Origin of the sequence: Pectinatus sottacetonis, assembly GCF_015732155.1 — a bacterium.
GTDB lineage: Bacteria > Bacillota > Negativicutes > Selenomonadales > Selenomonadaceae > Pectinatus > Pectinatus sottacetonis.
This window is the reverse complement of sequence record NZ_WIQK01000001.1, coordinates 2248620-2275395: the sequence shown is the minus strand read 5'-3', so window position 1 is coordinate 2275395 and position 26776 is coordinate 2248620. Positions and strand designations below refer to the sequence as shown.

Genomic DNA, 26776 nt, shown 5'->3' with positions numbered 1-26776 from the left:
TTACACAACATGGATCTTAGACCACAAACATTTATAACTTTACTGCTTATTCCCGAATCAGTCATTCATTATTTTTTATAATAGCCCCGGTCTATTTTACAATGGATAAAATCATTTTTGCTATATCTCCTGCTGCATTTGGATATCCCATTTTTTTGCTTTTACACCGCATATCAGCCATTTTTTCTTCAGATGCCAATAATTCATCCAAGACATGTATCAATTTACTACCAGTGAGATCTTTGTTCAATATCATTACCGCCGCACCAGCTTCTACTAATGCCTTGGCATTATATTCCTGATGATTTTCAGCCGCATAAGGATATGGTATCAATATAGATGGTATTCCCCTGGCAGTTATCTCTGCTAGACCAATAGCTCCCGCCCGTGAAATGATTATATCTGCAGCAGCCAGGGCTTGTGGCATATCGTATAAATATGGTTTTATAAAGATATTCTTTGCCTTTTTACTATCAATATGCCTGATCCTTAAATCTGCCATAACTCTCTCATATTCCAATTTTCCCGTTATATGTAATATCTGTATATCATCACTATCAGCAAAGTGATGATAAAGTTCCAGCATTGCCTTATTAATTTTGCGTGCTCCTCTGCTGCCTCCTGTTACTAATATAGTTTTTTTATTTGCGGCCAGTTTTAACTCATCTATAGCTTGATCACGCTTGCAGAGCATGACATTTCTTCTTATTGGATTTCCTGTTAAAAAAGTCTTTTCTTGAGGGAAATGTTTACAAGCCGATTGATAACCACACGCTATCTGTGTTACAAACTTAGACAGAATTTTATTAGTAATTCCCGGAATCGCATTCTGATCCTGGATCAATGTAGGAATTTTCATCAACGCTGCCATCAGTAATATAGGACCGCTTACATAGCCCCCTGTACCTATGACTGCGTCTGGAGAAAAATTTTTTAATATTTTATAAGCTTTTATGAGCCCTTTAAAGGCTTTTCCCAAAACTACAACATTCCGCAGGGTAAATCTACGTTCAAATCCCTCAATATCAATTGTCTTAAAAGAAAATCCTGCTTTAGGTACAATGTCCGCTTCCAGCCCTTTTTTCGTTCCTACATAAAGTATCTGTGCTTCTGGATATTTTTCTCTGATTGTTTCTATAAGCGTTATCGCCGGATAAATATGTCCACCCGTACCACCACCGGAAAAAATAAACTTCATTTAAAAACTACCTACTCACTATTTTTGTTTATTTTAAAATATTGTCCATATTAAAAGGCTATCATGTGCCTTTTAATATTCATATCAGCACTTGCACAGAAAAAACAGCCTCTGTTTGTCACTCTTGTTTTTTAATATTATAACCTATATTCAAGTTCCTGTCCTTTTAACATCTCACAAAAACTTTTTTTATTCAACTCAATAACATTATAACCAATCCTGCCAAACCAAATAAAACACTGACCAACCAGAATCTTTTCACTACTTTTTCTTCCGGCCAGCCTTTCAATTCAAAATGATGATGCAGTGGACTCATTAAAAATACTCGTTTTCCATGTCTACAACGATACGAAACCACTTGAATTATGACAGACAATGCTTCAATAACAAAAAGGCCTCCAACTACAACCAGCAGTAACTCAGTCTGTGTTAAAACAGCAGCCGCTGAAATAACGCCACCAATAGCCAATGAACCCGTATCTCCCATAAAGATTTTCGCAGGATGCTTATTAAATTTCAAAAAAGCAACCAATGCTCCCGTACATGACAAACAAAAGACAGCTAAATCAAATCTAACAAAATACATACAAATAAGAGCATATACAAACGAAGCAACGGCTGTTGCTCCCGCTGCTAAGCCATCTAATCCATCAGTTAAATTAACAGCATTAGTAGTTCCAACAAACACAAGCCAAACTAGTATATAATAAAACATTCCTATATTTATATCAATATTCACAAAAGGAATCCATAATATTGTCTTAAGCACATTACTGTGTATTCCTATATAAGTGACAAGCGATGCTATTATAAGCTGTCCAAGGAATTTCTGCCATGCTCTTAATCCCAAGTTTCTCTTCAAAACAACTTTTATATAGTCATCTATGAACCCTATCATAAAATATCCCATCATCGTAAGTAAAGCTAATATTATTTCTACATTCAAATGGGCAAACAAAAGTGTCCCTATAATGATCCCTATAGCTATCATTATTCCACCCATCGTCGGCGTTCCCGACTTTGCCTGATGGCTTTTAGGACCCTCCTGCCTTATACTCTGACCAAATTTTAGCTGATGCAATTTAGGAATTAACCTTGGCCCGCAAAAAAGTACACTAGCTGCAGAAACAACAGCTGCCAGAAGAGGGTAAACAATTATTTCCATTTATTATTTCTCCAATAAGTTTATTATTTTTTCCATATGCATACTGTGTGAACCTTTTATTAAAACAATATCTCCTTCTTCCAAAATATCATTTAATATTGACACTATTTCTTCATGTGCAGCACACATATATACATTTTTCATATTTTCTGCCCTTGCTGAAATTCCAGCATAACGTGCCAGTTCGCCCAGCGTTATCAATACATTAATATTTTTGTTAGCGCAAATAGTGCCTATTTCTCTATGCGCACTTTTCTCTATACTTCCCAATTCTTTCATATCTCCAAAAACGACTATCCTTTTTTTTGCTGTCATTACCAGCAAATTATCTATAGCCGCCTTCATTGATGCCGGGCTGGCATTATAAGCATCATTGATTAATGTGTATCCATTGACTTGCAATATTTCAAATCGCATTCCTGATGGCTTAAAAGTATCAAAGCCTCTTTGTATATCTTCTACATTAAGGTGCATTTCATAGCCAATAGCTATGGCAGCCAAGGCATCATATACATTATGAATACCAATAAGTGGTATCGTAACTTCTACCCTGCCATTAGGCATTATACATTCAAACCTTGTTTTATTATTTCCAAGCATCTGTATGTTTTCTGCCCTGATATCTGCATGACTATATATAGCAAACGTAATCACCTTGCCCTGGCTTTTCTTTATCATATAATCAACATATTTATCATCAGCATTTAAAATAACTTTTCCACCTGGCTTTATCGCTTCTACAAGTTCTCCCTTTGCCCTAGCAATATTTTCCTGCGATCCCAGAAGTTCCATATGTGTTTGCCCAATATTCAGTACAACACCTATATCCGGTTTTGCCGCTTTAGCCAGTGTCCTTATCTGCCCTAATCCACGCATGCCTATTTCGATTACAGCTGCCTGATATTGCTGCTCAAGTGATAACAGTGTCAAAGCCATGCCAATTTCCGAGTTAAAATTCTTTTGTGTTTTCAGTACATTGTATTTTACTGATAAAAGTGCTGCTGCTAAATCCTTAGTAGTAGTTTTACCATTAGAACCGGTTATAGCAATAACAGGTATTTTAAACTGATCCCGCCAGCTGCCTGCAATATTAATATATGACTGTAGAGTATCTTCTACCAGCATAATAGTAACAGAATTTTGTATAAAATTTTCTGCTTTTTCCCGCTCGGAAATAATTATTCCCGCTGCACCCTTTTCTATCGCTTTTTTTATAAAATTATGCCCGTCAAACTTTTCTCCCCTTATTGCTAAAAAAACCATTCCCTTTTTAATAGTACGGGTATCAGTACTTATAGCTGAAAATTTATTGGCTGACTGTGACAACACTTTACAATCTGTACATTTTTTTAACTGCTCCAGCGTAAAAAAAGGCAATTATTTTTCCTCCCTATTTTTTTCTTTTATAGCATCTACAGCCACTTCTTTATCATCAAAATGTATTGTTTCATCTTTCAATATCTGATAGTTTTCATGCCCTTTTCCCGTTATGATTATAATATCATCTTTTTCTGCCAGTTCAACTGCCCTATATATAGCCTTACGTCTATCAGTAATCTTTTCATGAAAATTACCATGCAATGCCGGTATAACCCCTTTTTCAACTTCTGCTAATATAAATTCCGGATCTTCCGAGCGGGGATTATCCGAAGTGGCAATAACAACATCTGACAATCTTGCGGCAATTTCTCCCATTATAGGTCGTTTAGTACGATCTCTGTCACCACCACAGCCAAAAACAGTTATAATCCGCTTCTTAGCAATCTGTTTTGCTGTTTTCAATACATTTTCTAGTCCATCTGGTGTATGGGCATAATCAACTATAACCGAAAAATCCTGTCCCGCTCTGACAAGTTCAAATCTCCCCGGAACACTATGAAAAGTTTCCAATGCTTCTTTAATTACTGCTGGTTTAATATTCTCTGCTAAAGCTGCCCCTATAGCTCCCATTACATTGTATACATTGAAAAGCCCCGTAATGCCCAAATTTAAATTGATAGTTGTATTTTCATAAGTCACTGAGAAATCTGCTCCATTAGCATGTATATTAATATTAGAAGCTTTTATACTTGCTGATGCCTTATCAACAGCATAAGTTAAAACCCTGCATTTAGTATGTTCCAGCATGAAAGGACCTGTCTTATCATCTATATTTATTATTGCCGTCTTATTATTCTTTATATTATCCTGAGCGGTGAGAGAAATAAACAATTTTGCCTTGGCTTTAGCATAATTTGCAAAAGTCTTATGAAAATCCAAATGATCTCTTGTTAAATTTGTAAATACAGCTGTATCATATTCGCAACCAGCCACACGATTTAACGCTAGAGCATGTGAAGACACTTCCATGACAACATACTGCATACCAGCCTTATCCATATCATACAACGTCTGCTGTAGCTTTATGATATCTGGTGTTGTATTATGAATTGCCATAACCTTATCCTCTATCATTATTTTTATCGTACCTATCAGCCCGACTTTATATCCTGCCTTGCGTAAAATAGCACGAATAATATACGTAATAGTTGTTTTTCCATTAGTCCCCGTAACACCTATCATACGCATTTTTTTCCCGGGATAGTCATAAAAATACGGAACTATTTTTTCTATTGCCTCATGTACATTGCTGACTATGATTTTTATTATATTATCAGGTACTACAACGTCTTTCTCCGCTATGATGGCAACAGCACCATTTTTTACTGCCTGCGGTACAAAGTCATGCCCATCAACCGTTGCTCCTTTGATACAAAAAAACAAAGCCCCTTTTTTTACTTTTCGGGAATCACATTCAATAGAATTGATTTGTTTGTCACTATAATTAAAAACTTTAGGATTAGCTAACTTCTTTAATATATTATCTATAGATTTTTCCATCTATAAAACCTCCCTTTTTTCCAAAACAAATATATTATAACAGATATTTTTCAAACTAAAAAGGAGCTGTTAAAAACAGCCCCTTTTTAGTTTGTTTAGTGATTTTTATTGGCGAAATATATTTTAGGCGGAAGCACCATTCCTAATTCATTAATAGCAATATTTCTTATGCGTTCAGGTGATTTTAACTGAGCAATATCTAAACGCAGTCGCGCATTTTGCTGCTCCAGTGACGCGACTTCCGACTTCATCTTAACTAATTGATAGCCCTGGTTTACTGCAGCACTATTGCGAAATATTATAAACATAGCCATTGCTGCCACCACAACAACTAGCAGCAGACATTGTGAACGTAGTTTAGTATTTAATTGTTTAGTTTTGTAATGTCTGATATCGCGAACAGGTTTTTTATGCCTTTTCTCCGCCGTATTTTCTGCTAAATTTCCATATGTATAATATTTTGACATTGTCCGTTCCTCCACTTATTCTGTTGGACAGTGTTACAATTTTTCCGCTATGCGCAGCTTTGCACTTCTAGCCCGCGGATTATTCTCTAATTCTTCTATAGAAGGCTTTACCGCCTTACCACAAAGTTTGATTTGTTTTTTATGCCCGCAAATACATACCGGCAATTGCGGCGGGCAAACACAGCCTCGTGCCATAAATCTTAAAGTTGTTTTTGCTATACGGTCTTCTAATGAATGAAAAGTTATTATTGCAATTCTTCCTTGTGGATTTAAATAATCCACAGCACATTCAAATGCATCTTTTAAAATGCCAAGTTCATTATTAACTTCAATCCTGATGGCCTGAAATACCCTTTTTGCCGGATGCCCCTGACTTTTTCGTCTCACTGCTGCCGGAATAGCGCAACAAACCAGCCTTACCAGTTCATCAGTGGTTTTTATTGGAGCTTCTTTTCGTTTTTCTTCTATAAATGAAGCTATGCGTTTAGCCCATCTTTCCTCACCATATGTCTTAAATATTTCCGTCAAATGTTCCCGCGAATAATTATTTACTACATCATAAGCTGTCAATACAGCATCAGTATCCATACGCATATCCAACACTGCACTATGCATATAGGAAAAACCTCTCTCAGCATTATCAATCTGCGGCGACGAAACTCCCAAATCAAACAAAACGCCATCTATCCCAGTAATACCTTCCTGTTTAAAAATAGTCGCTAAATTTTTGAAATTATCATGAACTATTCTAATATTACATTTATATTTTGCTAAACGTTCCCGTGCTGCTTTGACTGCCTCCTGATCCTGATCTATTCCTAAAAGTATTCCCCTTGCACTTAATTTTTTCGCAATGCGCGATGAATGACCAGCTCCTCCCAAAGTACAATCGACATATATACCATCAGGGTTTATCCTTAAACCATTGATAACTTCATCAGACATAACACTTATATGATGAAATTCCACTTAAGTGAACACTCCTTACTACCTCTGTCATTATCCATTATCCAGTTTTAACATTCTTATATAATTTCTATAAAATCATGAGGTTTCTATCCATCTTTCAGTTTTGCCAAGCTGATAAACTCAGATCGTCACGTATTTGCGAAATATCTGAAGCAATATAAAGATTCACCGGTGCATATAAAATGCGCATATTATCAATCTTTTTATATTGCACATCATGTGCTTCCCTCGTGAATCCCTTTTCATTAATAATATCAACTGTTCGTTTTATTATTTTATTTTGCTTTCCCAAATAATGACGTGTTTTTTCTAAAATGTCATAGCTGATTCTATAATTTTTATCTGATAATTCTTTAGGCGGCAAACTAATTCCCATTTTTTTTACTAATAAGTTAGATTCATTTTCAACTTTAACCATTTTACTGCGCATCACTGATACTGATATTTTATCTTGTTGAAAATCACTGATAATATTATTATATTGTGCCCAAATGCGATCTATTTTTTCAACATCCTGTTTGTACGCTTCATACCATGTCACAAAAAAAGGCTGCTCACTTAGAATCTGCATTTTCTGTTTCTCCGTCATACCAGTTCCCCGCTGGTAAATGTGCCAAAATCCAATAGTAGAAACTACACTAACAATTATAATTGCACAAAATATGTAAAAAACCCGTCTCTGGGGAAGATAAAAATAACCAGCATATATGAGAATTATCACAAATAAAATTATCCCCGCCAATAAAAAATCAAAGTTCATTTTCAACTCCTAAATCAGCAATTTATAATATTATGATTGCAATACACTTATTTTTTAATTATACTTTTAATTATGTTGAAATTCAAGGTATAAAGAGGATATAATATGAAAATACATAACATAAAAGAAGCATTAAATATCTTTACCGATTTATTCAAAGGATACTGGCAGTCAGAAGAAAAATGGCAGGCGCGTGGTTTGCTTTCCATAGTGATAGTATTAAATTTAACTTCTGTATATCTAATGATAAAAATAACTGACTGGTATAATGAATTTTATACCATCATGCAAAACTATTCTTATGATAAATTTTTTCATTCAATAGGAAAATTTAGTATAATAGCTTTTCTTTTGATATTTTTAGCTGTTTATTCACTTTATTTGCAACAAATGCTCCAAATAAAATGGCGTACATGGCTGACTAAAAACTATCTGTCAAAATGGATGTATAAACAAGTTTATTACAGACTACAGACCGATGAAGCTTCTCCTGATAATCCTGACCAACGTATTCAAGAAGATATAAATTTATTTGTATCACTGACTTTGAGCCTTGGTATTGGGTTATTCAAGCAAATAACAATTTTCTTATCCTTTGTTGGACTGCTCTGGCTTCTTTCCGGTACGGTTACTTTTTCTTTAAATGGTCATAACATCTCAATCTCTGGTTTCATGGTATGGGTAACACTTATTTATTCTATTATTGGAACATTTATCACTCATAAAGTAGGTCATCAGTTAATAAATTTAAATTTTAACCAGCAAAAACTGGAAGCTGATTTTCGTTTTTCATTAATTCGTGTTTTGGAAAATAGTGAATGTATTGCCTTTTATAAAGGAGAAAATTCTGAAAATAACAGTTTTATGCTACGGTTTAAAAATATAATATACAATTTCAAAAGTATTATGAATCGGCAAAAAATACTAACTGGCATGACTGTCAGTTATTCCCAATTAGCCATTATCATTCCTATGCTTATTGCAGCTCCCCGTTATTTCAATGAAACACTACCATTGGGCTGGTTTATACAAGTTCTGAGCGTGTTCGGCAGAATACAGGACTCATTATCATATCTGGTCAACTCCTATACTGACATAGCTCAATGGTTGTCTGTAATTCGTCGTCTACATTCTTTTAACCAGAAAATGGAGCAAACTGCCCAAATAAATTCAGCAGTAACTACTATTCCTGCAAATGCTTTATCAGCGAAAGAACTTTCCATATTCCTGCCTGATGGAAAACCTGTTATCAAGGATTTGAATCTAACGCTCAATGCACAGGAAAGTTTAATAATCACCGGACCTTCTGGTTCTGGTAAAAGCACTTTACTACGCACGTTGGCTCAAATATGGCCTTTTTGCAGTGGGAAATTATATATACCTAAGCAAAATGAAATTCTGTTTTTACCGCAAAAACCATATATTCCCTTGGGAACACTGCGTCAGGCATTATATTATCCGCAGATACAACCGCGGATAAATATTGACAAAGATCTATCCACTATTCTTTCTATGTGCAAATTAGATAAATTTATTGCCAAATTAGATTCATTGAATAATTGGAGTAAGATACTGTCATTAGGTGAACAACAAAAATTGGCTTTTGCCCGTATTCTCATAAAAAGACCCTACTGGGTCTTTATGGATGAGTCTACCTCAGCTCTTGATGAACATATAGAAGAATATCTATATGTAATGTTGAAAAAAAATATACCTTATATTACAATAATAAGCATAGGACATCGCTCTACACTTATGAAATTTCATAAATATAAACTTACCATAAATGACAATACTACATATGATTTATCTTTGGTTAATCAAGCATAATTTGGTATTTATATCATTCTTACCAGATAAAACTCCAAACATCATATATTTATAATGAGGGATTTTCATGATATATAAAAACTTTTCGCAGAAAGATTTCATTGAAGCAGAAAAAGCTTATGATAAATGTGGAAAACATGCTAATAGACCAATTTTATCAAAAAATACAAAACAACTCAGTAGAGGACAATTTACAGCTTTATTCATTGCCATGATTGTATTTATTTATAGCATAATATCATTTGATATTCCTGCATGCTTTTTCAGTATAGCTTTTCTTATATGGATAATGCAGTATTACACCCACAAGTTCAGCAAAAGTCATGCAGTATTTTTGCGTTCCATGCTAAAATCCTTAAGTATGACATTGTTCATCGGTTCTATAATATTAATGTTAATATGAATATATTTTTTATAATAGTCAGTCATGGCTCATCACCTTGGCTGGCTATTTCTTTGTCAACTTTGTAAACAATAAGTATCTTTTACCATTAACATGATTAAAAGATATTACTATATAAAATAATGGAGGAGCACACCTATGAAAAATAATACAGAAGTAGAAGTAAAATTTTCCTTAAATGAAACTGATATATTTCGCATCAAAAAATTCACCTCATCATTATACATGCTGGGTAAAAAACAAATACTCCACATGTCCGCATATTACTATGATACTACAGATATGTTCTTATTTAAACATAATCTCACCTATAGAGTCCGCCGAGAAAATAACAATTATATCGCAACTATAAAAGGAAAAAACAATTCAAATACTTTTCTGACTGACCGTTTGGAAATTAACCATAAAGTTTCTTCTATCACTCCTGATATAAGTCCTTTTATCAATAATTTCCCTACTATGGCAGATACTCTTCTTTTAAAAACATTCCAGCCAATAGTCACAAATAACTTTTGTCGGCAAAAATCAATTCTATTTTTTAACGGTACAAAAATAGAATTGGCCATAGATATCGGTTTTATTTATGCTGCTGATAAACAGCTACCTATATGTGAACTTGAACTAGAATTAAAAAAGGGATATAAAAAAGATCTTATTTCTCTCACTGAACTTATAAAAGCAAAACTAGGACTAAAAATTTCTAAAGAAAGTAAATTTTACCGTGGCATAAAAATAATTAGAAAATCTTTTAATTACTGATTTTATTTAAATTTATCTGCAATTCAGCAGGATTTATCGCCTTAAATACAGAAATGTGTCAATATAAAATAAAATCAAACTATATCATATAGTATCGTAGCATTCTATAATCATAAATTAATTACAGCCATTTAAAAAATAATTATTTGGAGTTAATTATAAAAATGGGGAAACCAATTTTATAATCTATTCATTATATTAGCCTTATTTATATCAATGCTCGTTTTTTCAACTATTACTTATGCCGGAATAATTTCCCCCATTCAAGATATTTTTATTAGTAAGAATGCTGCCATTCAAGTCGAAAAAGAATATAAAATTTTCCATAGCGAAAGATAATAGAGCTATTTATACTTATAAAAACAACCATCATTCACCTTTGATACCAAACACAGCAGATGGTTTAATGCACTTGAACGAGCCTATTTTCTCACCGGAAACCCTTATACTACATCGCAACAGAAAAACTACAACCCCGGTTATTATTTAATGAATACCGATGGTACTATTATTATATATTATGAAAACATTCGTATTATAAAACTGACTCCTGCTGATGCATCCACTGTTAATATAAATCTTACTGCATTAGCTAACAGTTATATTAATTTTATGAAACAAGTTTTTAACCAATAAATGTTTTCTCAATAGCATAATAATCTAGCATTTATATTATAGCAATTCACTTTTAGTGGGAAATTTAATCGTGCTGAGGAGGAATTTTTATGAAAAAGATAGAATGTTTAGCAATGATTTTAGCAGGAGGCCAAGGAAGCCGCTTAGGCTGCTTAACCAAAAAGATAGCTAAACCGGCTGTACCATTTGGCGGTAAATATCGGATAATTGATTTTCCTTTAAGTAACTGCGCAAATTCTGGTATTGAAACAGTAGGCGTACTAACCCAATATAAACCCTTAGAGCTGCATACATATCTTGGCACAGGAGAAACATGGAATTTAGATAGGAAAAATGGTGGTGTATATATATTACCGCCTTATGCCAGAGAAAAGGGAGCAGATTGGTACAAGGGTACTGCTGATGCGATTTATCAAAATATTAATTTCATTGAAACCTATGATCCTGACTATGTATTGATTCTTTCCGGTGACCATATTTATACAATGGATTATTCCTGGATGCTGGAAGAACATAAAATGAATAAAGCTGAAGCCACTATAAGTGTAATAAAAGTTCCCATAAAGGAAGCCTCTCGTTTTGGCATAATGACAACAGACAAAGACGGTAGGATAGTTGCTTTTGAAGAAAAGCCTCAACATCCCCAAAGTAATTTGGCTTCAATGGGCATATACATTTTTAACTGGAAACTTTTGAAGCACTACCTAGAAGAAGATTCCATTGACAGCGTTTCCTCCCATGATTTTGGTAAAAACATCATTCCCAAAATGCTTTCTAGCAATGTACGCTTATTTTCCTATTCATTTGATGGTTATTGGAAAGATGTAGGCACTATCGAAAGCCTATGGCAGGCAAATATGGATTTATTAAAGGACAACCCTTCATTTGACTTGGGAGGTGCGTGGCGCATATATTCTTCCAATCATGCCCTGCCACCACATTTTATAGGTAAAACTGCCAATGTAAAAAATTCATTAATAAGTTCCGGTGCTATAGTAGAAGGCAGTGTAAAAAATTCAGTAATTTTTTCCGGTGTTAAAATAGGTGCCGGTGCCAAGGTCAATAATTCTGTTGTAATGCCTTTTAGTGTGATCGGTGAAAATGCAGTTATCGAAAAGGCCATTATAGCCCAAAATTGTGAAATCACCAAAAATGCTCAGGTAATGTCAGATGATAACTCTATCGCTGTTATTCCTGAGGGAGAAATTATAACACCTGTTGATAACGGCAACAAACAAGTGGGATAAAACGACAGGGGGAATAAATATGAATCATGTTTTAGGCTTAATAAATTTGCAAGAAGATAATAGTCTTATAAGAGAAATAACCAGAGAACGTCCTATAGCTACCATTCCATTTGCCGGGCGCTATAGACTCATTGATTTTATTTTATCCAACATGGTAAATTCAGGTATTATAAATGTTGGCATTCTTCTACCAAATAAATCAAACTCCGTTCTCAATCATATACGCTCTGGCAAAGATTGGGATTTAGCACGACGCCATGAAGGCTTATTTTATCTTCCTCCCAGATATGACAAAAACAATAATTCTCAATCTGAATTAAGAACACTTTATCAAAATATTGACTTTATAGAACACAGCGGTCAGGATTATGTATTATTGTCCAGTAGCCATACCGTATTTAATATGGATTTTAATAACGTATTGCGTTTCCATCAAAACACTGGTGCAGCTATAACAATGATTTACTACACAAATAGTAATGAAACGGCTGCTCCCTGCACTGTCATACAAACCAAGGACAACGGTCTGCTGACAGATATTGCCAGCCGCCACGTAGCCTACAAGGGATCCAATATATCTATGGGAGTATGCCTCATGTCCCTCAAGACTTTTGTCGATATAATTAGATATTCCTATGAACGAGGTGGCACTGATTTTCTTGCAGATGGTATAATGCGCGTGCAAGATAAATACAATATTTACGGTTATCAATATACCGGTTACGTATCCACAGTAAATTCCATAATTGATTACTATAAAGCCAGTATGCAATTATTAGACCCTAAAATCTGGCAAAAACTTTTTTTGGAAAACTCTCCTATATATACGATGGTCAAAGATGATGTACCGGCCCAATATAAAACACAAGCCAAAGTTCATAATTCTCTTATATCAAATGGCTGTTCTATAGAAGGCAGTGTTGACAATAGTATTTTATTCCGCAATGTTAAAATTGAAAGGGGAGCCACAATAAAAAACAGCATTATCATGCCTGGCTGTGAAATAAAAGAAAATTCACTTATTGAAAATGTTATTTGTGACAAAAATGTTATTATAAATTCACAAAAATGGCTTAAAGGGGCTAAAAATTATCCATTTGTTATAGAAAAAAATACTGTAATTTAACAATAGGCTGCCTATATTGCTATATAGCAATATAGATAGCCTTCAATTTTAAATTCATATTAAAAGTGAGAGGGTGTTACCAGCATGTTGACAAACAAGGCTTTGGAAGAAAAAAACAAATTTGAACATTTGTTTTTACAAACAGCCAGTATAATGTTCGGCCGCGATATGGAAGAACTTACCAAAGAAAATTTATATCAAGCTCTGGTAAGTACTATCAGACAATATATCAGTGATAATTGGATTCAGACCAATAAATATTATAGTGAACACCAAGAAAAACAAGTTTACTATTTTTCAATAGAATTTCTTTTAGGGCGACTATTAAACTGTAATATAATGAACTTAAATATTGGGGATATATGTTATTCCGCCATGCATGACCTGGGAATCAATCTTGATGACTTATTTGAAGAAGAACCAGATGCTGGCCTTGGTAACGGTGGTTTAGGGCGTCTGGCAGCATGTTTTATTGATTCCATGGCCTCTTTAGGAATAGCCGGCCATGGCTGTAGCATTCGCTACCAATATGGTTTATTTGAGCAAAAAATAATAAATAGGAATCAGGTGGAAATACCTGATAATTGGCTAAAAAACGGCTTTGCCTGGGAATACAGAAAAACCGAAAAAGAAATCATTGTTAAATTTTCAGGAAATGCTTATATGAAATCTATGCCTGATGGTAATCTAAAACCAATTTACGAAAATTATACTACTGTATCCGCTGTTCCATATGATGTGCCTATTGTTGGTTACCATAACGGCATTGTAAATACATTACGTTTATGGAATGCCGAAGTAAGTGAAAATTTTGCCGAAAGCGGTGCTTTGACCCATGAACAGCTGCAAGAAAAACTAAAATCACAATACCAATTAAAAGCAATTACTAACTGTCTATACCCGGATGATAGCTCACAAAAAGGAAAACAACTCCGGCTTACCCAGGAATATTTTCTCGTATCTGCCGGTGTACAAAGCATCATTCGTCATTATAAAAAATCTAATTTACCCTTAGCCCAGTTTTCGGAAAAAGTTGCCATTCATATAAATGATACTCATCCAGCAATGGCTATTCCTGAATTAATGAGGATTTTTTTAGATGAAGAAGGTTTCTCATGGGAGCAAGCTTGGGATATTACAATACGGACTGTAGCTTACACTAACCATACTATCATGCCTGAAGCTCTAGAAACATGGTCAACAGATATGTTTAAATCACTATTGCCGCGCATTTATTTGATCATTCAAGAAATTAATCGCCGTTTTCTTATCAATGTACGCCAGAGATATCCCCAAAATGAAGAAATTATCCATAGCTTTTCCATCTTACAAGACGGTCTTGTTCATATGGCTCGTCTTGCTATTGTAGGAAGTCACAGTGTTAATGGTGTAGCAAAAATCCATTCAGATATTCTAAAAAATTACAGTATGAAACAATTCAGCGATTACTATCCTAATAAATTCAATAATAAAACCAATGGTATAACACACAGACGCTGGCTGATGGCTTCCAATCCTCAACTATCATCATTAATAGATGATTTAATCACAGATAAATGGCGCACCCATCCCAGTCACTTGATAAAACTTCTCCAATACAAAGAAGACCCAGCAGCCTTAGAAAAACTCAGTCAGGTCAAACAAGGTCATAAACAAAAATTAGCTGAATTAATAAAAAATAAGAACGGTATAATAATAGATCCATTATCCATATTTGATATACAGATAAAACGTATTCATTCATATAAGCGTCAAATAATGAATATTTTTCACTTAATGTATCTCTATAATAAATTATGTGAAAATCCCGAACTAGAAATGATTCCTCACACTTTTATTTTTGGGGGAAAAGCCGCTCCAAGTTACCATATCGCCAAAGAAACTATCCGTCTTATAAACACTGTTGCCGAGATAGTAAATGCCAATGAAAAAGTTAATAAAAAACTAAAAATTGTTTTTTTGGAAAATTATGGCATATCACTCGCCGAAAAATTATTTCCTGCTGCTAATGTTAGTGAACAGATATCAACAGCTGGTAAAGAGGCTTCCGGCACAAGCAATATGAAGTTTATGATGAACGGTGCCATAACTTTAGGGACTCTTGATGGAGCAAATGTAGAAATTCATGACGCCGTAGGCTCGGATAATTGTGTTATTTTCGGGCTTAATGCCAATGAAATATTATCCTATTATCAAAACGGTCATTATTCGGCTTGGGATGAATATAATAATAATCCTGATTTGCACCATGTTGTTGACCAATTATTGTCAGGTGAATTTGTGGGCAATGGTGATTTCCGCGATTTATATAATTATCTATTTGGCAGCAATGATGAATATTTTGTCTTTAAAGACTTCCCTTCTTACTGCCAAGCCCATCAGAAAATTCAACAAAAATATAACAATGCCCATGAATGGCAAATGTCCAGCCTTATAAACATAGCCCATTCGGGAATATTTTCTAGTGACAGAACCATTATGGAATATGCTAAAGAAATATGGCATATGCATACAATAAAATTATAATACACTCTCTATTATGTTCTCGTCATACCCAATCATAACAAAAATTTTATTTATATTTTATTTAATGGATGAATTATTTATGTTATAGAAAATGGAGACAGCTATGATAACTTCAAAATTGAAACCGTACGATATATATTTATATCATCAGGGTACTAACTATTATTCATATGGAATCTTTGGCGCTCATTTTACAAAAGAAAATGATGTAAGCGGTATACGTTTTACTCTCTGGGCTCCACATGCAGCAGCAGTAAGCGTTGTGGGAGATTTTAATAACTGGGATAGTACCGCAAATCCTATGAAAAAAATAAATGACGGTGAAATATGGGTTGCATTTATTCCCCATTTGCAGGAAGGTGAACTATACAAATATGCCATTCTACCGCAAAACAGTAAAAATCTCATCTATAAAGCAGATCCCTATGCCTTTTATGCAGAAAAAAAGCCTAAGACGGCATCGCGTATTTACAATATGTCCAAATATATTTGGCATGATGAAGCATGGCAGAACTTAAAAAACAAAAGAGCTTCCTATGATTATCCCATGCTAATTTATGAAGTTCATTTAGGCTCATGGCGCCGCACCTTGTCAGGAGAATACCTCTCCTACCGCGATGCTGCAGATGTATTAATCAGCTATGTAAAAAAAATGCATTATACCCATATTGAATTTCTCCCATTATATGAACATCCGTTTGATGGTTCATGGGGCTATCAGGCTACTGGTTACTATGCGGCAACCAGCCGCTATGGTACCCCTGACGATTTTCGTTATCTAATAGATACAGCCCACCAAAATAATATTGGTATCATCATGGATTGGGCTCCTGGACATTACTGCAATGATGCTCACGGATTGCGTCGTTTCGATGGTCAGACTCTATACGAGTCGGATAACGAAAAACGTCGTGAAAACAAGCAGTGGGGTACCACCAACTTCGATTACGGACGTACAGAGGTACACAGCTTTTTAATATCAAATGCTATTTTTTGGCTGAATGAATATCATATAGACGGCTTGCGTATTGATGCCGTTGCCAACATGCTGTACCTTGACTATGAACGGCAAGACGGCGATTGGGAACCAAATAAATATGGTGATAATGGCAACTTAGAAGCTATGGATTTTATAAAAAAGCTCAATCAGGCTGTTTTTAAATACTATCCTCATGCATTGATGATAGCAGAGGAATCCACGTCCTGGCCCTTGATCAGCAAACCTGTTTATATGGGAGGCATGGGTTTTAATTACAAATGGAATATGGGCTGGATGAATGATATGCTTAGATATATTAGTCTTGATCCTATTTATCGAAAATGGAATCATGATAAAATAACATTTTCATTAATGTATGCTTTCTCCGAAAACTTTGTACTCCCATTATCACATGATGAAGTAGTACACGGAAAATGTTCTCTCATAGAAAAAATGCCAGGAGATTATTGGCAAAAATTTGCTGGTCTGCGTCTATTCTTCGCTTATTGGATGGCACATCCAGGCAAAAAACTTCTATTTATGGGTGGCGAATTTGGGCAATTTATTGAATGGAAATATGATGACAGTCTTGACTGGCATCTTACAGAAAAATATCCAATGCACCATAAAATGCTTTATTATTCCCAATGTCTCAATGAATTTTATGTCAACTCACCAGCCTTATGGCAAGTAGATTTTGATTGGAACGGCTTCCTATGGCTTAGTTGTGATGACAACCAAAACAGTATTATTGCTTTTATGCGAAAAGCAACAGATACTGATGATTTCATTATAATTATCTGTAACTTCACTCCAGAAGTGCATTATGGTTACCGACTTGGTGTTCCCATCAAAGGAACTTACAAAGAAGTATTTAATAGTGATGCTACAAAATTTGGCGGCTCTGGCGTTGCTAATCCAGAAAGTATACAAACCACCTCACAACCTTGGAATAATCAACAGCAGTCATTACTATTGACAATTCCGCCATTAGCTGCCATTTATCTTCGTCTAGCTACTATAAAAACGCAATCTGCTGCCAGTAATATTACTACTTGTAAAAAACTGCATGGCAATAATAAAAGGAAAATAGCTAAGATAAAAAAACAGCTGGAAAAATATAGTAAAAATAAATAATTCATCTTGTACTATTAAATATTAATGATTTTTCATCCATTCATAAAAAGTGTCCAGAAAAATTTATATGGATTTTTTATAAACCAGTTTTTATTCTTTATTCTAACCTGCATAATGAAAAACAGACGAAATTATCTATCTTCCCAAACAGCAGTCTGTTTTCACCATTTAATTTGTATATTGATGATTATTAATATGTACCAACAAAAAATTAAGGGGGGCTTGTTCTTATGTTAAAACTTCTTTATGTGGCATCGGAAGCATCACCATTTGTAAAAACCGGTGGACTTGGTGATGTAGCTGGTTCACTTCCCAAAGAATTAAAAAAACAAAATATTGATGTGCGTGTTGTCATACCCAAATACAGTACCATAGCAGAGCAATATCGCAGTAATATGAAGAATATTTATTCTGGAAGCCTAAAAATAGCTTGGCGGGAAAAATATTTTGGCATTGAAACGCTAAAACATAATAATGTTACCTTTTATTTTATAGATAACGAAGATTATTTTAAACGTGATGGCTATTATGGCTATGATGATGATGATGAACGCTTTACATTCTTCTGTCGTGCCGTATTAAGTATGCTGCCAATTATAGATTTCTGGCCAGACATAATAAACTTAAATGACTGGCAGACAGGTCTTGTAAGTGTATTTTTAAAATTGAATTATATGCATAAAGAAAAATACCAAAATATCAAAACAGTTTATACTATCCACAACTTAAAATATCAGGGAATATTCCCTAAACGAATTTTAACAGATGTTTTAGGATTGGATAATAAATACTTTGATAACGGTGACTTAGAATTTTACAATAATATCAACTTTATGAAGGGCGGTATTATCTATTCAGATGCCCTCACTACTGTAAGTCATTCCTATGCCAGTGAAATACAAAACCCTTATTTTGGTGAACAACTGGATGGTATTCTAAAAATGCGCAGCAAAGATCTTACTGGTATTTTAAACGGCATTGACTATACTGAATACAATCCAGAAACAGATCCCCATATATTTTTTCAATATACAATAGCTAATGCCATAGAAAAAAAGATAGAAAATAAAGTAGCCTTACAACAGAAGCTGGGATTACCCATTAACAGAAAAATACCTGTCATAGCTTTTATCTCCAGATTAGTCGAAGCCAAGGGTATTGACCTTCTTATAAGAATTCTTGATGAACTTTTGCAATATGAAGATATTCAATTTGTATTACTTGGGACTGGTGACTATAAATACGAAGAATGGTTTCGCTCTTTGCAATGGCGTTTTCCTAAAAAAGTCTCTGTTAATACTTCATTCGATGAAAACTTGGCCCATCAAATTTATGCTGCTTCATCCTTATTCATAATGCCTTCAAGATATGAACCATGCGGCATAGGCCAAATGATTGCCCTGCGGTACGGAAGTGTTCCCATAGTTCATGCTGTTGGCGGCTTACGTGATACTGTATTTCCTTACGACAGCTATACAAACAGCGGTAATGGCTTCGTATTCAACAATTATAATGCCCATGAACTTTTATTTTCTATTAAAAGGGCTTTAGAAAAATCCAATGATATTATTCTTCGCCGACGCATAATCGAAAACGCTATGTCTTCTGACTACAGCTGGACCGGTTCAGCAAAGCAATATAAAATGATTTATGAGGATCTTGCTAAAAAGTACCTTGACTAATATTATAAATAAGAAGGTGTTTCCTTGTCTGATACGGATTTATTACTGCATAACTCACATAATGCTTATTATCGCCATCCCGTAGGAGCTGCTGCAACAGACAACACTGTATATTTAGGAATAGATATAAATATAAACACACCTATAGAAACCATTTCTTTACGCTTGTGGCAGGAAAACAACGGAGAAAAAATTTTTATTCTTTCCCCTGCAGAAGAAAACAAAAATCATTATTTTGTAAATATTAAAACGCCTCATAAAGGCTGCCTATTATGGTACTACTTCATCATAAAAACAAAAGAAAAAATTTTATTTTATGGTAATAATCCTGAGCATCTTGGCGGTAAAGGACGTATTTATGAGCATGTACCGCCCTCTTTTCAAATCACGGTTTACCGCTTTGATGCTGTCACTCCTACATGGTTTAAACATTCTATAATGTATCAAATATTTCCTGATCGCTTTTATCGAAAAGGAAATACAATCATTGCCAAAAAGAATGCCGTTTATCATGCTGATTGGCATGATCAGCCTTGTTATTATAAAGATGTTGACACCAAAGAAATCATTTCCTATGATTTTTTTGGTGGTAATATTGCAGGAATAATGGAAAAACTTTCTTACCTAAAAGAATTGGGTATTTCCGTTATTTATCTGAATCCGGTTTTCGAATCAGCCAGCAACCATCACTATGATACTGGCAATTACCATAAAATAGATCCTATTTTAGGCACTAACGAAGATTTTACTGCACTGTGTGCCAAAGCAAAACAAATGGGAATACACATAATCATTGATGGTGTATTTAGCCATACCGGCAGTGACAGTATTTACTTTAATCGCTATAATAATTACAACTCTATAGGCGCTTTTCAGTCAACACACTCTCCATATTACGACTGGTATACATTTCGCAATTATCCGTATGAGTACGACAGCTGGTGGGGCTTTGATACTCTACCTAATGTAAACGAAACTACAGATTCTTATATGAATTTCATCATAACTAGTGAAAATAGTGTTCTTAAGCACTGGATGAACAGTGGTATCAGCGGCTGGCGGCTTGATGTAATCGATGAACTGCCACAAAGATTCGCCCGCAAATTTTATAGCACCTTAAAAGAACTAGATGACAATGCCATAATGATCGGTGAAGTATGGGAAGATGCTTCTAATAAGGTAAGTTATGGCGTTCCCCGTGAATATCTATGCGGTTATGAAATGGATTCTGCAATGAATTATCCCTTGCGCAAAATAATAATTGATTTTCTACTAGGATATGTACCTGGAGAAAAAACAATAGAAAAACTTTCCAGTCAAAAAGAAAATTATCCGTTGGAAAATTATTATGCTATGATGAACTTAGTAAGCAGCCATGACGTAGAACGTATTATCACCAAACTAGGTGAAGCTTCCTTTTATGATGGCATGCCCGCCATTGTCCAGTCTCGTTATCAACTTGACCATATGCACTACCAGCTTGGCGCTGCCAGAAGTAAACTTGCCGCATTATGGCTGCTTACCTTTCCCGGTGTCCCCTCTATCTATTATGGCGATGAAATAGGCATGCAGGGATTCCGTGATCCCTATAACCGAGCGCCTTATGACTGGGATACACCTGACCTCGATCTAAAAAACTGGTTTATGAAACTCACCAAACTAAGAAATGAAAACATTGCCCTGCGTACTGGTGAAATACTTTTTCTCTACGCTTCCAACTCAGTAATAGCTTATGCCCGCTGCATACGCCAGGGCAAAGATGTATTTGGTCAGTCGGCAGATAATGACGCCTATATAATAATAATAAACCAAAGCAGCACCGATGCTGCAGCACTTGAAATAAATCTGCATGGTTTATTTTATGAACAACTGGAATATCCTTGGCAAGAAAAATCCCCTGTTTATTTAGAAAATAATGTGTTAAAAATAACTGTCAACAGTTTATCCGCCGTTATTTTACACCAAGTCAAAAAAAGCCATAATTATGAGCCATCCTGCGGCATACTCATGCACCCCACTTCCTTGTATTCACCTTATGGAATAGGAGATTTAGGAAATACTTCCTTTCATTTTATTGATTGGCTGGAAAAAGCCGGCCAGCATTATTGGCAGATACTCCCGCTTAATCCTGTAGGCATAGAAAACTCTCCTTACCAATCCTCATCAGTTTTTGCTGGTAACTATCTTCTTATATCCCCCGATGAACTGGTAGCTGATGATTTGTTATCAGCAAATGACATACCATCACAAGATAATTTTATAAGGAATGACTTTGCCGCTATAGGACGGCAGAAGGAAGCATTGCTGTTTAAAGCTTTTAATAATTTTTCTCCTAATGAAGAATATAAAAAGTTTTGTAATGGGCAAAAATATTGGCTGAATGACTATGCTTTATTTTGTGTATTGAAAAAAAATCACAATGGTACATCATGGATAACTTGGCCCGATAACATAAAACATTATCCCAAAGATACCTTGCAGACAATTGCAAATGAATTCAGCCAGCAAATAAACTTTGTTAAATTTGTTCAATATATATTTTTTAAACAATGGTCTAACTTAAAACTGTACGCCCATAGCAAAAATATTAAAATAATTGGCGATCTGCCCATTTTCCCTTCACATGACAGTGTTGATGTATGGGCTCATCAAAATTTATTCAACTTAAATGATGATGGCTCTCCCAGAACCATTGCCGGTGTCCCGCCTGATTATTTCAGCAGTAATGGACAGTTATGGGGTAATCCCCACTATTTATGGGATAAAATGGCCGCAGAAAACTATCACTGGTGGATCGAGAGATTCCGTACTCTGCATGAGATTGTTGACGTTATACGCCTCGATCATTTTCGTGGTTTTGCTGCTTACTGGGCTGTAGATGGAACAGCCTCGACGGCCCGTATCGGAAAATGGCTGCCCGGTCCCGGTATACAATTTTTCCAGGCAATAGAAAAACAATTAGGGAAGATTCCTATAATAGCGGAAGATCTAGGAATTATAACACCCGCTGTAGAAAAACTAAAAACAGCCTGTGGCTTTCCTGGTATGAAAGTATTGCAATTTGAACTTTATCCCAGTGAATATAAAAATATAGGTTTTGTCTGTTCCCCCAATAATATTATCTACACAGGCACCCATGACAACAATACTACTATCGGCTGGATAAAGAATGAGCTTTCTGCTGAAACCAAAGCCATTCTGGCAGAGCATTTAAAAGTTGCTGTTACTCCAGAAAAAATCTGTACAGCTCTTATTGAATACGCTTATGCCAGTAATGCCCGTATAGCAATGATTCCTATCCAGGATGTGTTTAAACTCGATTCATCGGCGAGAATGAATACTCCAGGAACTGTTGGCAGTAATTGGCTATGGCAGATGGGAAAAAATGCCCTTACTGGAGAAACGGCAAATTTTTTATTTAATTTAGCCAGTAAATATAAAAGATAATAAAATATAATTTTTTATCGTATAAAAAAACGAGACTGTCACATGTACCTATTTTTATGAAATCAATACTATTCATGTGACAGTCTTTTTTGTTTTTATAAGTTTTTTTGAGAATATTCACTGAGCATTTTTAGATGAGATTCTTCTTCCTGTTTAATACGAGAGAAAACATCGGCCTTTTCATTTTTAAATATGATTTGAATTTCATTGACATATAGTAAAGTGTCTTTTTCCAATGAAATGGAAAATTTTAAAGCTTCTTTTAAAGTCGGCCGTTTTAAATTATCAAAAGCAAAGTTTTGTTTGATTAATACATTTAAATAAGATTTATAATCATCATCAAGTGTTTCGTCTATAGACAGGCCATTTTTATATTCATTTGATAAATTAATGTAGATTTTTTCATGTTTTTTTTCTTCATTGGCCAAAAAATTAAAGAAACTGCTAATTTTTGTATCAGCTGATTCCGCAGCCATTTTTGTATAGAAATCATAGCCCGTTTTTTCCAAACGTACCATACTGTTCAATAAATCACTAACTTGAAATATTTCACTCATAAGATCGTTCCTTTCTTATTTAATAGACAAATGTTTATCTAGCGCTTTAACATGAATATTGCTGCGATATTCGGTTTCTGTCCAGTTGATATTTTCGGCGATCATAGCTTCTGGATTGAGATTAACACCGTCGAGCATAAAATTTTTGAAGCGTTGATAGCCGGCCCTATCAATCAGGTGCCCACCATGGATGTAGATCGGCTTGCCACCCAAAACCCATTTAGAGAATTTGGGCCAGTTTTTCATTATTGATAATACACTTTCTTCGGTTAACCAGTTGGCAAACATTTTACCCATACGTGGATATTGTTTACCAGTCCTGCCACCGATGATTATTTTGTAAAAATCTTTGGCTGGGCGCCGCCATGCACCCGTTGGACAAGCTGTAACACATTCACCGCAGCCAACACAGCAGCAAGGGTCTTTTTCCACTTTATTTTTATCATTAAGAGAAAGTACACGGGTAGCAGCACTTTCACATTTTCGAACGCAGGCTCCACAGCCAATACATCTGTCTATTGTGTAAATAGGTTTTGTGCAGCCAATTATACCAAAATCCTGAAAGTGCCCTTTACCACAATCATTTGGGCATCCGGAAACGGAAATTTTTATATGATAAGGATTTGGGTAAATGAGTTTTTCCAATTTTTGTGCTAATCTTTGGGTGTATACATTGCCTTTTATACAATGTACACCACCTATACAGGCCATTATATTACGTGGTGCAATATAAGGATAGCCATCTTTGGTTTGCATTTCTACGTCACACATACCACATTCTATGGCCTGTAGATACGGTTGGATATATTCATTGACAGCAGGAATGTCCTTGGCCTTTATTCTGGGAGCATTTAATGTCTGTCGCATACCTATATGGAATGTACCATCTCCCCATGTTTGGCAGACGTGTTTTATCACATCCAGCCATTTTGCCTCTATTAAAGCACCTGGTACACGCAGTTGCAGCATGAATTCGCCTGGAACTTTTGATTGACGAAAGCAATTATTTCTAAGTTTTTTAATATTGCAATCTTCTACCACAATTATTCCTCCTAATCAATTAATTTTTTGCCAACAGTATAGTTAAAAACAGGTCCATCAAGGCACACATAGGTTTCATCTATACGACAGTGGCCACATTTACCTATGCCGCAGGACATTTTTCGTTCAAAGGACATCCATATTTTCTTTTCTGGAATTTTATTCATAAGTAAATCCATTCCGACAAACTTCATCATAATCGGCGGTCCGACAATTATACACTCATATTCGTCAGCAAAAGCAGTAAAGGGAATTTTTTTAATAAAGTCAGTCACAAGACCTTTTTGGAAACCAGGATAGTCTTCATCATCCAGAGTGTATATTACATGAAAATGTGATGCTGTCTGCCATTTTTTTAATTCATCGGCAAATAAAATACTATGTGAATTTTTAAAGCCAAGGATAAGATAAATCTCCTTAGCATAATCGCTATCGTCACATAGCATATTTATAAGACTTTTTACTGGAGAAACACCTGTCCCGCCAGCAATGATCACAACGGTTTTATTTTTGAATTGTTCTATTGGCCAGCCATTACCATAACAGCCACGAATGAATATATTGTCACCTTTTCTTAGGGAAAATAAACCATCAGTTACTTTGCCGACTTTTCTTATAGTAAAATCGACATAACCATTACCAAAACCGCTGATTGAAATTGGTGCTTCACCAACTTTTGGCAAAGACAGCTGCATAAATTGACCATGCTTTATTGGCAGATTGTTTTTTACACGAAAAGTCCATTCAGTTTGAGTTTGCGGCATGATATCAAGAAGTTTACAAGCAGTTGGTTTAACGGGATTGTTAGTCATGCTGCACACCTCCTTTTATTTCTTTAATTGCTTGAGAAAGCTTATTCAGCGTAGCTGGATAACTTATTAACTCAGGGCATCTGGCAGAGCAACGACCACAGCCGACACACATTGGGCCAGTGTGAAAACGAGCGTTATAACCATAAACTTTATGCAGAATTTTATAGCGATATTTTTCTGATGTTTTTTTGCGGAAAGATTGTCCGCTGGCAACTTTATCAAAACCGTCTATCATACAGGAAGAACAAGTGCGACGGCGTTCCCCAATGTGAGCATTTTGTGTATATACTATATCAGTAGTTTCAAAGCAGGTACAGGTACTGCAGGATACGGTACAGGAACCACAGCCAATACACCGCGCATCAAATTCTTTCCACATGGGATGTTCTTTAAGTTTATTCGCTAACTCAAGATTATCAATAACAGGATAATCCACTTTCAATTCATTTTTTAATGGTGGCTGTATTTCATGATTAACTGCAGCATATTTGGCAAAATAATTGGCAAAATCACTGTCATAAACCTGAACATAAGCACTGCCATTATTATCAGAGACAGCTAATGACTGCATATCGGTTTTATTGGCTCCTACACTACAACAAAAACAACCTTCAAACTGTTCAGGGCAATCCATTAAGATGAATTTTACTTTGTCCCGTATTCTTTTATAGAAATAATCTTCAATATTACCATTTTTTAAATATATTTGGTCCTGTATTTTTATAGAATTGATATCACAGGCTCGACCAAAAATCAAAATATCTTTTTGCGGACTTTTGCTTTCTTTGAATTCATCTTCAGTAAAATAAAATAACGTTTGGGTTATTGGAGTGAGTACCTCTTTTAATGGATAAGTAGAGCGTTCATGAAATTCGATTTCCTGATAAGTATTTATCGGCTGATAAATGATGGAGTCATCCTTAGCATATCTGCCACCGCACGAGATGCGAACCGGTGCATAAATATCATACTTTTCACTGAGTTGTTCAAAAAATCCATTCATTTCATCAACATTTAGTTGATAAGTTTGTGCGTGTTTCAATCTAAGCGCTTCCTTTCTAACAAATAATTGATAGTGCATTTGAAATTTTTAAGATAAAATATGTTAATATTTTCACTTTTTATTGAAAAAAGAAAATATCAGCTAAAATTTTA

21 protein-coding genes are annotated in these 26776 nt (G+C 34.9%); 10 read left to right on the top strand and 11 right to left on the bottom strand.

Annotated features, from left to right (window positions below):
• Nucleotides 1-91 precede the first annotated feature (91 nt).
• From murG to I6760_RS10635, 7 genes are all read right to left on the bottom strand, one after another.
• A complete protein-coding gene (murG, locus tag I6760_RS10665; RefSeq protein WP_196594408.1) occupies nucleotides 92-1198 on the bottom strand; it encodes an undecaprenyldiphospho-muramoylpentapeptide beta-N-acetylglucosaminyltransferase in 1107 nt (368 codons plus the stop codon).
• A gap of 193 nt (nucleotides 1199-1391) precedes the next feature.
• Nucleotides 1392-2363: a phospho-N-acetylmuramoyl-pentapeptide-transferase gene (gene mraY, locus I6760_RS10660; protein ID WP_196594407.1), complete on the bottom strand. Its 972-nt coding sequence runs from the start codon at nucleotides 2361-2363 to the stop codon at nucleotides 1392-1394.
• A 3-nt stretch (nucleotides 2364-2366) separates the two neighbouring features.
• Nucleotides 2367-3740, bottom strand: a complete 1374-nt coding sequence (locus I6760_RS10655; protein WP_196594406.1) for a UDP-N-acetylmuramoyl-tripeptide--D-alanyl-D-alanine ligase — start codon at nucleotides 3738-3740, stop codon at nucleotides 2367-2369.
• Entirely contained in the window at nucleotides 3741-5243 is a 1503-nt protein-coding gene (locus I6760_RS10650; protein WP_196594405.1) for a UDP-N-acetylmuramoyl-L-alanyl-D-glutamate--2,6-diaminopimelate ligase, read from the bottom strand. It lies immediately after the preceding gene.
• Between the two features lie 95 nt (nucleotides 5244-5338).
• A complete protein-coding gene (ftsL, locus tag I6760_RS10645; RefSeq protein ID WP_196594404.1) occupies nucleotides 5339-5710 on the bottom strand; it encodes a cell division protein FtsL in 372 nt (123 codons plus the stop codon).
• A gap of 33 nt (nucleotides 5711-5743) precedes the next feature.
• Entirely contained in the window at nucleotides 5744-6679 is a 936-nt protein-coding gene (rsmH, locus tag I6760_RS10640; protein WP_196594403.1) for a 16S rRNA (cytosine(1402)-N(4))-methyltransferase RsmH, read from the bottom strand.
• Nucleotides 6680-6776: 97 nt separating this feature from the next.
• Nucleotides 6777-7439, bottom strand: a complete 663-nt coding sequence (locus tag I6760_RS10635; RefSeq protein ID WP_196594402.1) for a hypothetical protein — start codon at nucleotides 7437-7439, stop codon at nucleotides 6777-6779.
• A 105-nt stretch (nucleotides 7440-7544) separates the two neighbouring features.
• Between I6760_RS10635 and I6760_RS10630 the strand changes: the two genes are divergently transcribed.
• The 10 genes from I6760_RS10630 to malQ all read left to right on the top strand — a co-directional run bounded on the left by I6760_RS10630 (nucleotide 7545) and on the right by malQ (nucleotide 23211).
• Entirely contained in the window at nucleotides 7545-9269 is a 1725-nt protein-coding gene (locus tag I6760_RS10630; protein ID WP_196594401.1) for an ABC transporter ATP-binding protein/permease, read from the top strand.
• Between the two features lie 67 nt (nucleotides 9270-9336).
• Nucleotides 9337-9672: a hypothetical protein gene (locus tag I6760_RS10625; RefSeq protein ID WP_196594400.1), complete on the top strand. Its 336-nt coding sequence runs from the start codon at nucleotides 9337-9339 to the stop codon at nucleotides 9670-9672.
• A 138-nt stretch (nucleotides 9673-9810) separates the two neighbouring features.
• Nucleotides 9811-10431 carry a CYTH domain-containing protein gene (locus I6760_RS10620; RefSeq protein WP_196594399.1) on the top strand — a complete coding sequence of 207 codons (621 nt, stop codon included), beginning with the start codon at nucleotides 9811-9813 and terminating at the stop codon, nucleotides 10429-10431.
• A 489-nt stretch (nucleotides 10432-10920) separates the two neighbouring features.
• Nucleotides 10921-11067 (top strand): hypothetical protein, encoded by a 147-nt coding sequence (locus I6760_RS10615; RefSeq protein ID WP_196594398.1) that lies wholly within the window; start codon nucleotides 10921-10923, stop codon nucleotides 11065-11067.
• Nucleotides 11068-11156: 89 nt separating this feature from the next.
• Nucleotides 11157-12314, top strand: a complete 1158-nt coding sequence (locus tag I6760_RS10610) for a glucose-1-phosphate adenylyltransferase (RefSeq protein WP_196594397.1) — start codon at nucleotides 11157-11159, stop codon at nucleotides 12312-12314.
• A 19-nt stretch (nucleotides 12315-12333) separates the two neighbouring features.
• Complete coding sequence (glgD, locus tag I6760_RS10605) at nucleotides 12334-13440, top strand: glucose-1-phosphate adenylyltransferase subunit GlgD (protein WP_196594396.1); 1107 nt, start codon at nucleotides 12334-12336, stop codon at nucleotides 13438-13440.
• A gap of 84 nt (nucleotides 13441-13524) precedes the next feature.
• Nucleotides 13525-15966, top strand: coding sequence for a glycogen/starch/alpha-glucan phosphorylase (locus I6760_RS10600; RefSeq protein WP_196594395.1), 2442 nt, complete (start codon nucleotides 13525-13527; stop codon nucleotides 15964-15966).
• A gap of 103 nt (nucleotides 15967-16069) precedes the next feature.
• The gene (gene glgB, locus I6760_RS10595; RefSeq protein ID WP_196594394.1) at nucleotides 16070-18082 is read left to right on the top strand and encodes a 1,4-alpha-glucan branching protein GlgB; all 2013 of its coding nucleotides are present in this window, start codon (nucleotides 16070-16072) and stop codon (nucleotides 18080-18082) included.
• A 230-nt stretch (nucleotides 18083-18312) separates the two neighbouring features.
• Entirely contained in the window at nucleotides 18313-19764 is a 1452-nt protein-coding gene (gene glgA, locus I6760_RS10590) for a glycogen synthase GlgA (RefSeq protein WP_196594393.1), read from the top strand.
• A gap of 24 nt (nucleotides 19765-19788) precedes the next feature.
• Complete coding sequence (gene malQ, locus I6760_RS10585; RefSeq protein WP_196594392.1) at nucleotides 19789-23211, top strand: 4-alpha-glucanotransferase; 3423 nt, start codon at nucleotides 19789-19791, stop codon at nucleotides 23209-23211.
• A gap of 95 nt (nucleotides 23212-23306) precedes the next feature.
• On the opposite strand, the gene I6760_RS10580 is transcribed toward malQ, so the two are convergent.
• Genes I6760_RS10580 through asrA form a run of 4 tightly spaced genes read right to left on the bottom strand, consistent with a single transcriptional unit; the run spans nucleotide 23307 to nucleotide 26663 of the window.
• Complete coding sequence (locus tag I6760_RS10580; protein ID WP_196594391.1) at nucleotides 23307-23768, bottom strand: ferritin-like domain-containing protein; 462 nt, start codon at nucleotides 23766-23768, stop codon at nucleotides 23307-23309.
• Nucleotides 23769-23783: 15 nt separating this feature from the next.
• A complete protein-coding gene (gene asrC / locus I6760_RS10575) occupies nucleotides 23784-24809 on the bottom strand; it encodes a sulfite reductase subunit C (protein ID WP_196594390.1) in 1026 nt (341 codons plus the stop codon).
• A gap of 11 nt (nucleotides 24810-24820) precedes the next feature.
• Nucleotides 24821-25621: an anaerobic sulfite reductase subunit AsrB gene (gene asrB, locus I6760_RS10570; RefSeq protein ID WP_196594389.1), complete on the bottom strand. Its 801-nt coding sequence runs from the start codon at nucleotides 25619-25621 to the stop codon at nucleotides 24821-24823.
• Entirely contained in the window at nucleotides 25614-26663 is a 1050-nt protein-coding gene (gene asrA, locus I6760_RS10565) for an anaerobic sulfite reductase subunit AsrA (protein ID WP_196594388.1), read from the bottom strand. Before asrA ends, asrB begins: the two co-directional genes overlap by 8 nt.
• Between the last annotated feature and the right edge of the window lie 113 nt (nucleotides 26664-26776).

Excerpts from the sequence above, each read along its gene's own strand:
- glgD (WP_196594396.1), top strand. The coding sequence starts at position 12,334 with ATGAATCATGTTTTAGGCTTAATAAATTTGCAAGAAGATAATAGTCTT.
- I6760_RS10610 (WP_196594397.1), top strand. The coding sequence starts at position 11,157 with ATGAAAAAGATAGAATGTTTAGCAATGATTTTAGCAGGAGGCCAAGGA.
- mraY (WP_196594407.1), bottom strand. The coding sequence starts at position 2,363 with ATGGAAATAATTGTTTACCCTCTTCTGGCAGCTGTTGTTTCTGCAGCT.
- I6760_RS10600 (WP_196594395.1), top strand. The coding sequence starts at position 13,525 with ATGTTGACAAACAAGGCTTTGGAAGAAAAAAACAAATTTGAACATTTG.
- I6760_RS10630 (WP_196594401.1), top strand. The coding sequence starts at position 7,545 with ATGAAAATACATAACATAAAAGAAGCATTAAATATCTTTACCGATTTA.
- I6760_RS10580 (WP_196594391.1), bottom strand. The coding sequence starts at position 23,768 with ATGAGTGAAATATTTCAAGTTAGTGATTTATTGAACAGTATGGTACGT.
- glgB (WP_196594394.1), top strand. The coding sequence starts at position 16,070 with ATGATAACTTCAAAATTGAAACCGTACGATATATATTTATATCATCAG.
- ftsL (WP_196594404.1), bottom strand. The coding sequence starts at position 5,710 with ATGTCAAAATATTATACATATGGAAATTTAGCAGAAAATACGGCGGAG.
- I6760_RS10635 (WP_196594402.1), bottom strand. The coding sequence starts at position 7,439 with ATGAACTTTGATTTTTTATTGGCGGGGATAATTTTATTTGTGATAATT.
- murG (WP_196594408.1), bottom strand. The coding sequence starts at position 1,198 with ATGAAGTTTATTTTTTCCGGTGGTGGTACGGGTGGACATATTTATCCG.
- glgA (WP_196594393.1), top strand. The coding sequence starts at position 18,313 with ATGTTAAAACTTCTTTATGTGGCATCGGAAGCATCACCATTTGTAAAA.
- I6760_RS10625 (WP_196594400.1), top strand. The coding sequence starts at position 9,337 with ATGATATATAAAAACTTTTCGCAGAAAGATTTCATTGAAGCAGAAAAA.
- I6760_RS10650 (WP_196594405.1), bottom strand. The coding sequence starts at position 5,243 with ATGGAAAAATCTATAGATAATATATTAAAGAAGTTAGCTAATCCTAAA.
- I6760_RS10615 (WP_196594398.1), top strand. The coding sequence starts at position 10,921 with ATGAATACCGATGGTACTATTATTATATATTATGAAAACATTCGTATT.
- asrB (WP_196594389.1), bottom strand. The coding sequence starts at position 25,621 with ATGACTAACAATCCCGTTAAACCAACTGCTTGTAAACTTCTTGATATC.
- I6760_RS10620 (WP_196594399.1), top strand. The coding sequence starts at position 9,811 with ATGAAAAATAATACAGAAGTAGAAGTAAAATTTTCCTTAAATGAAACT.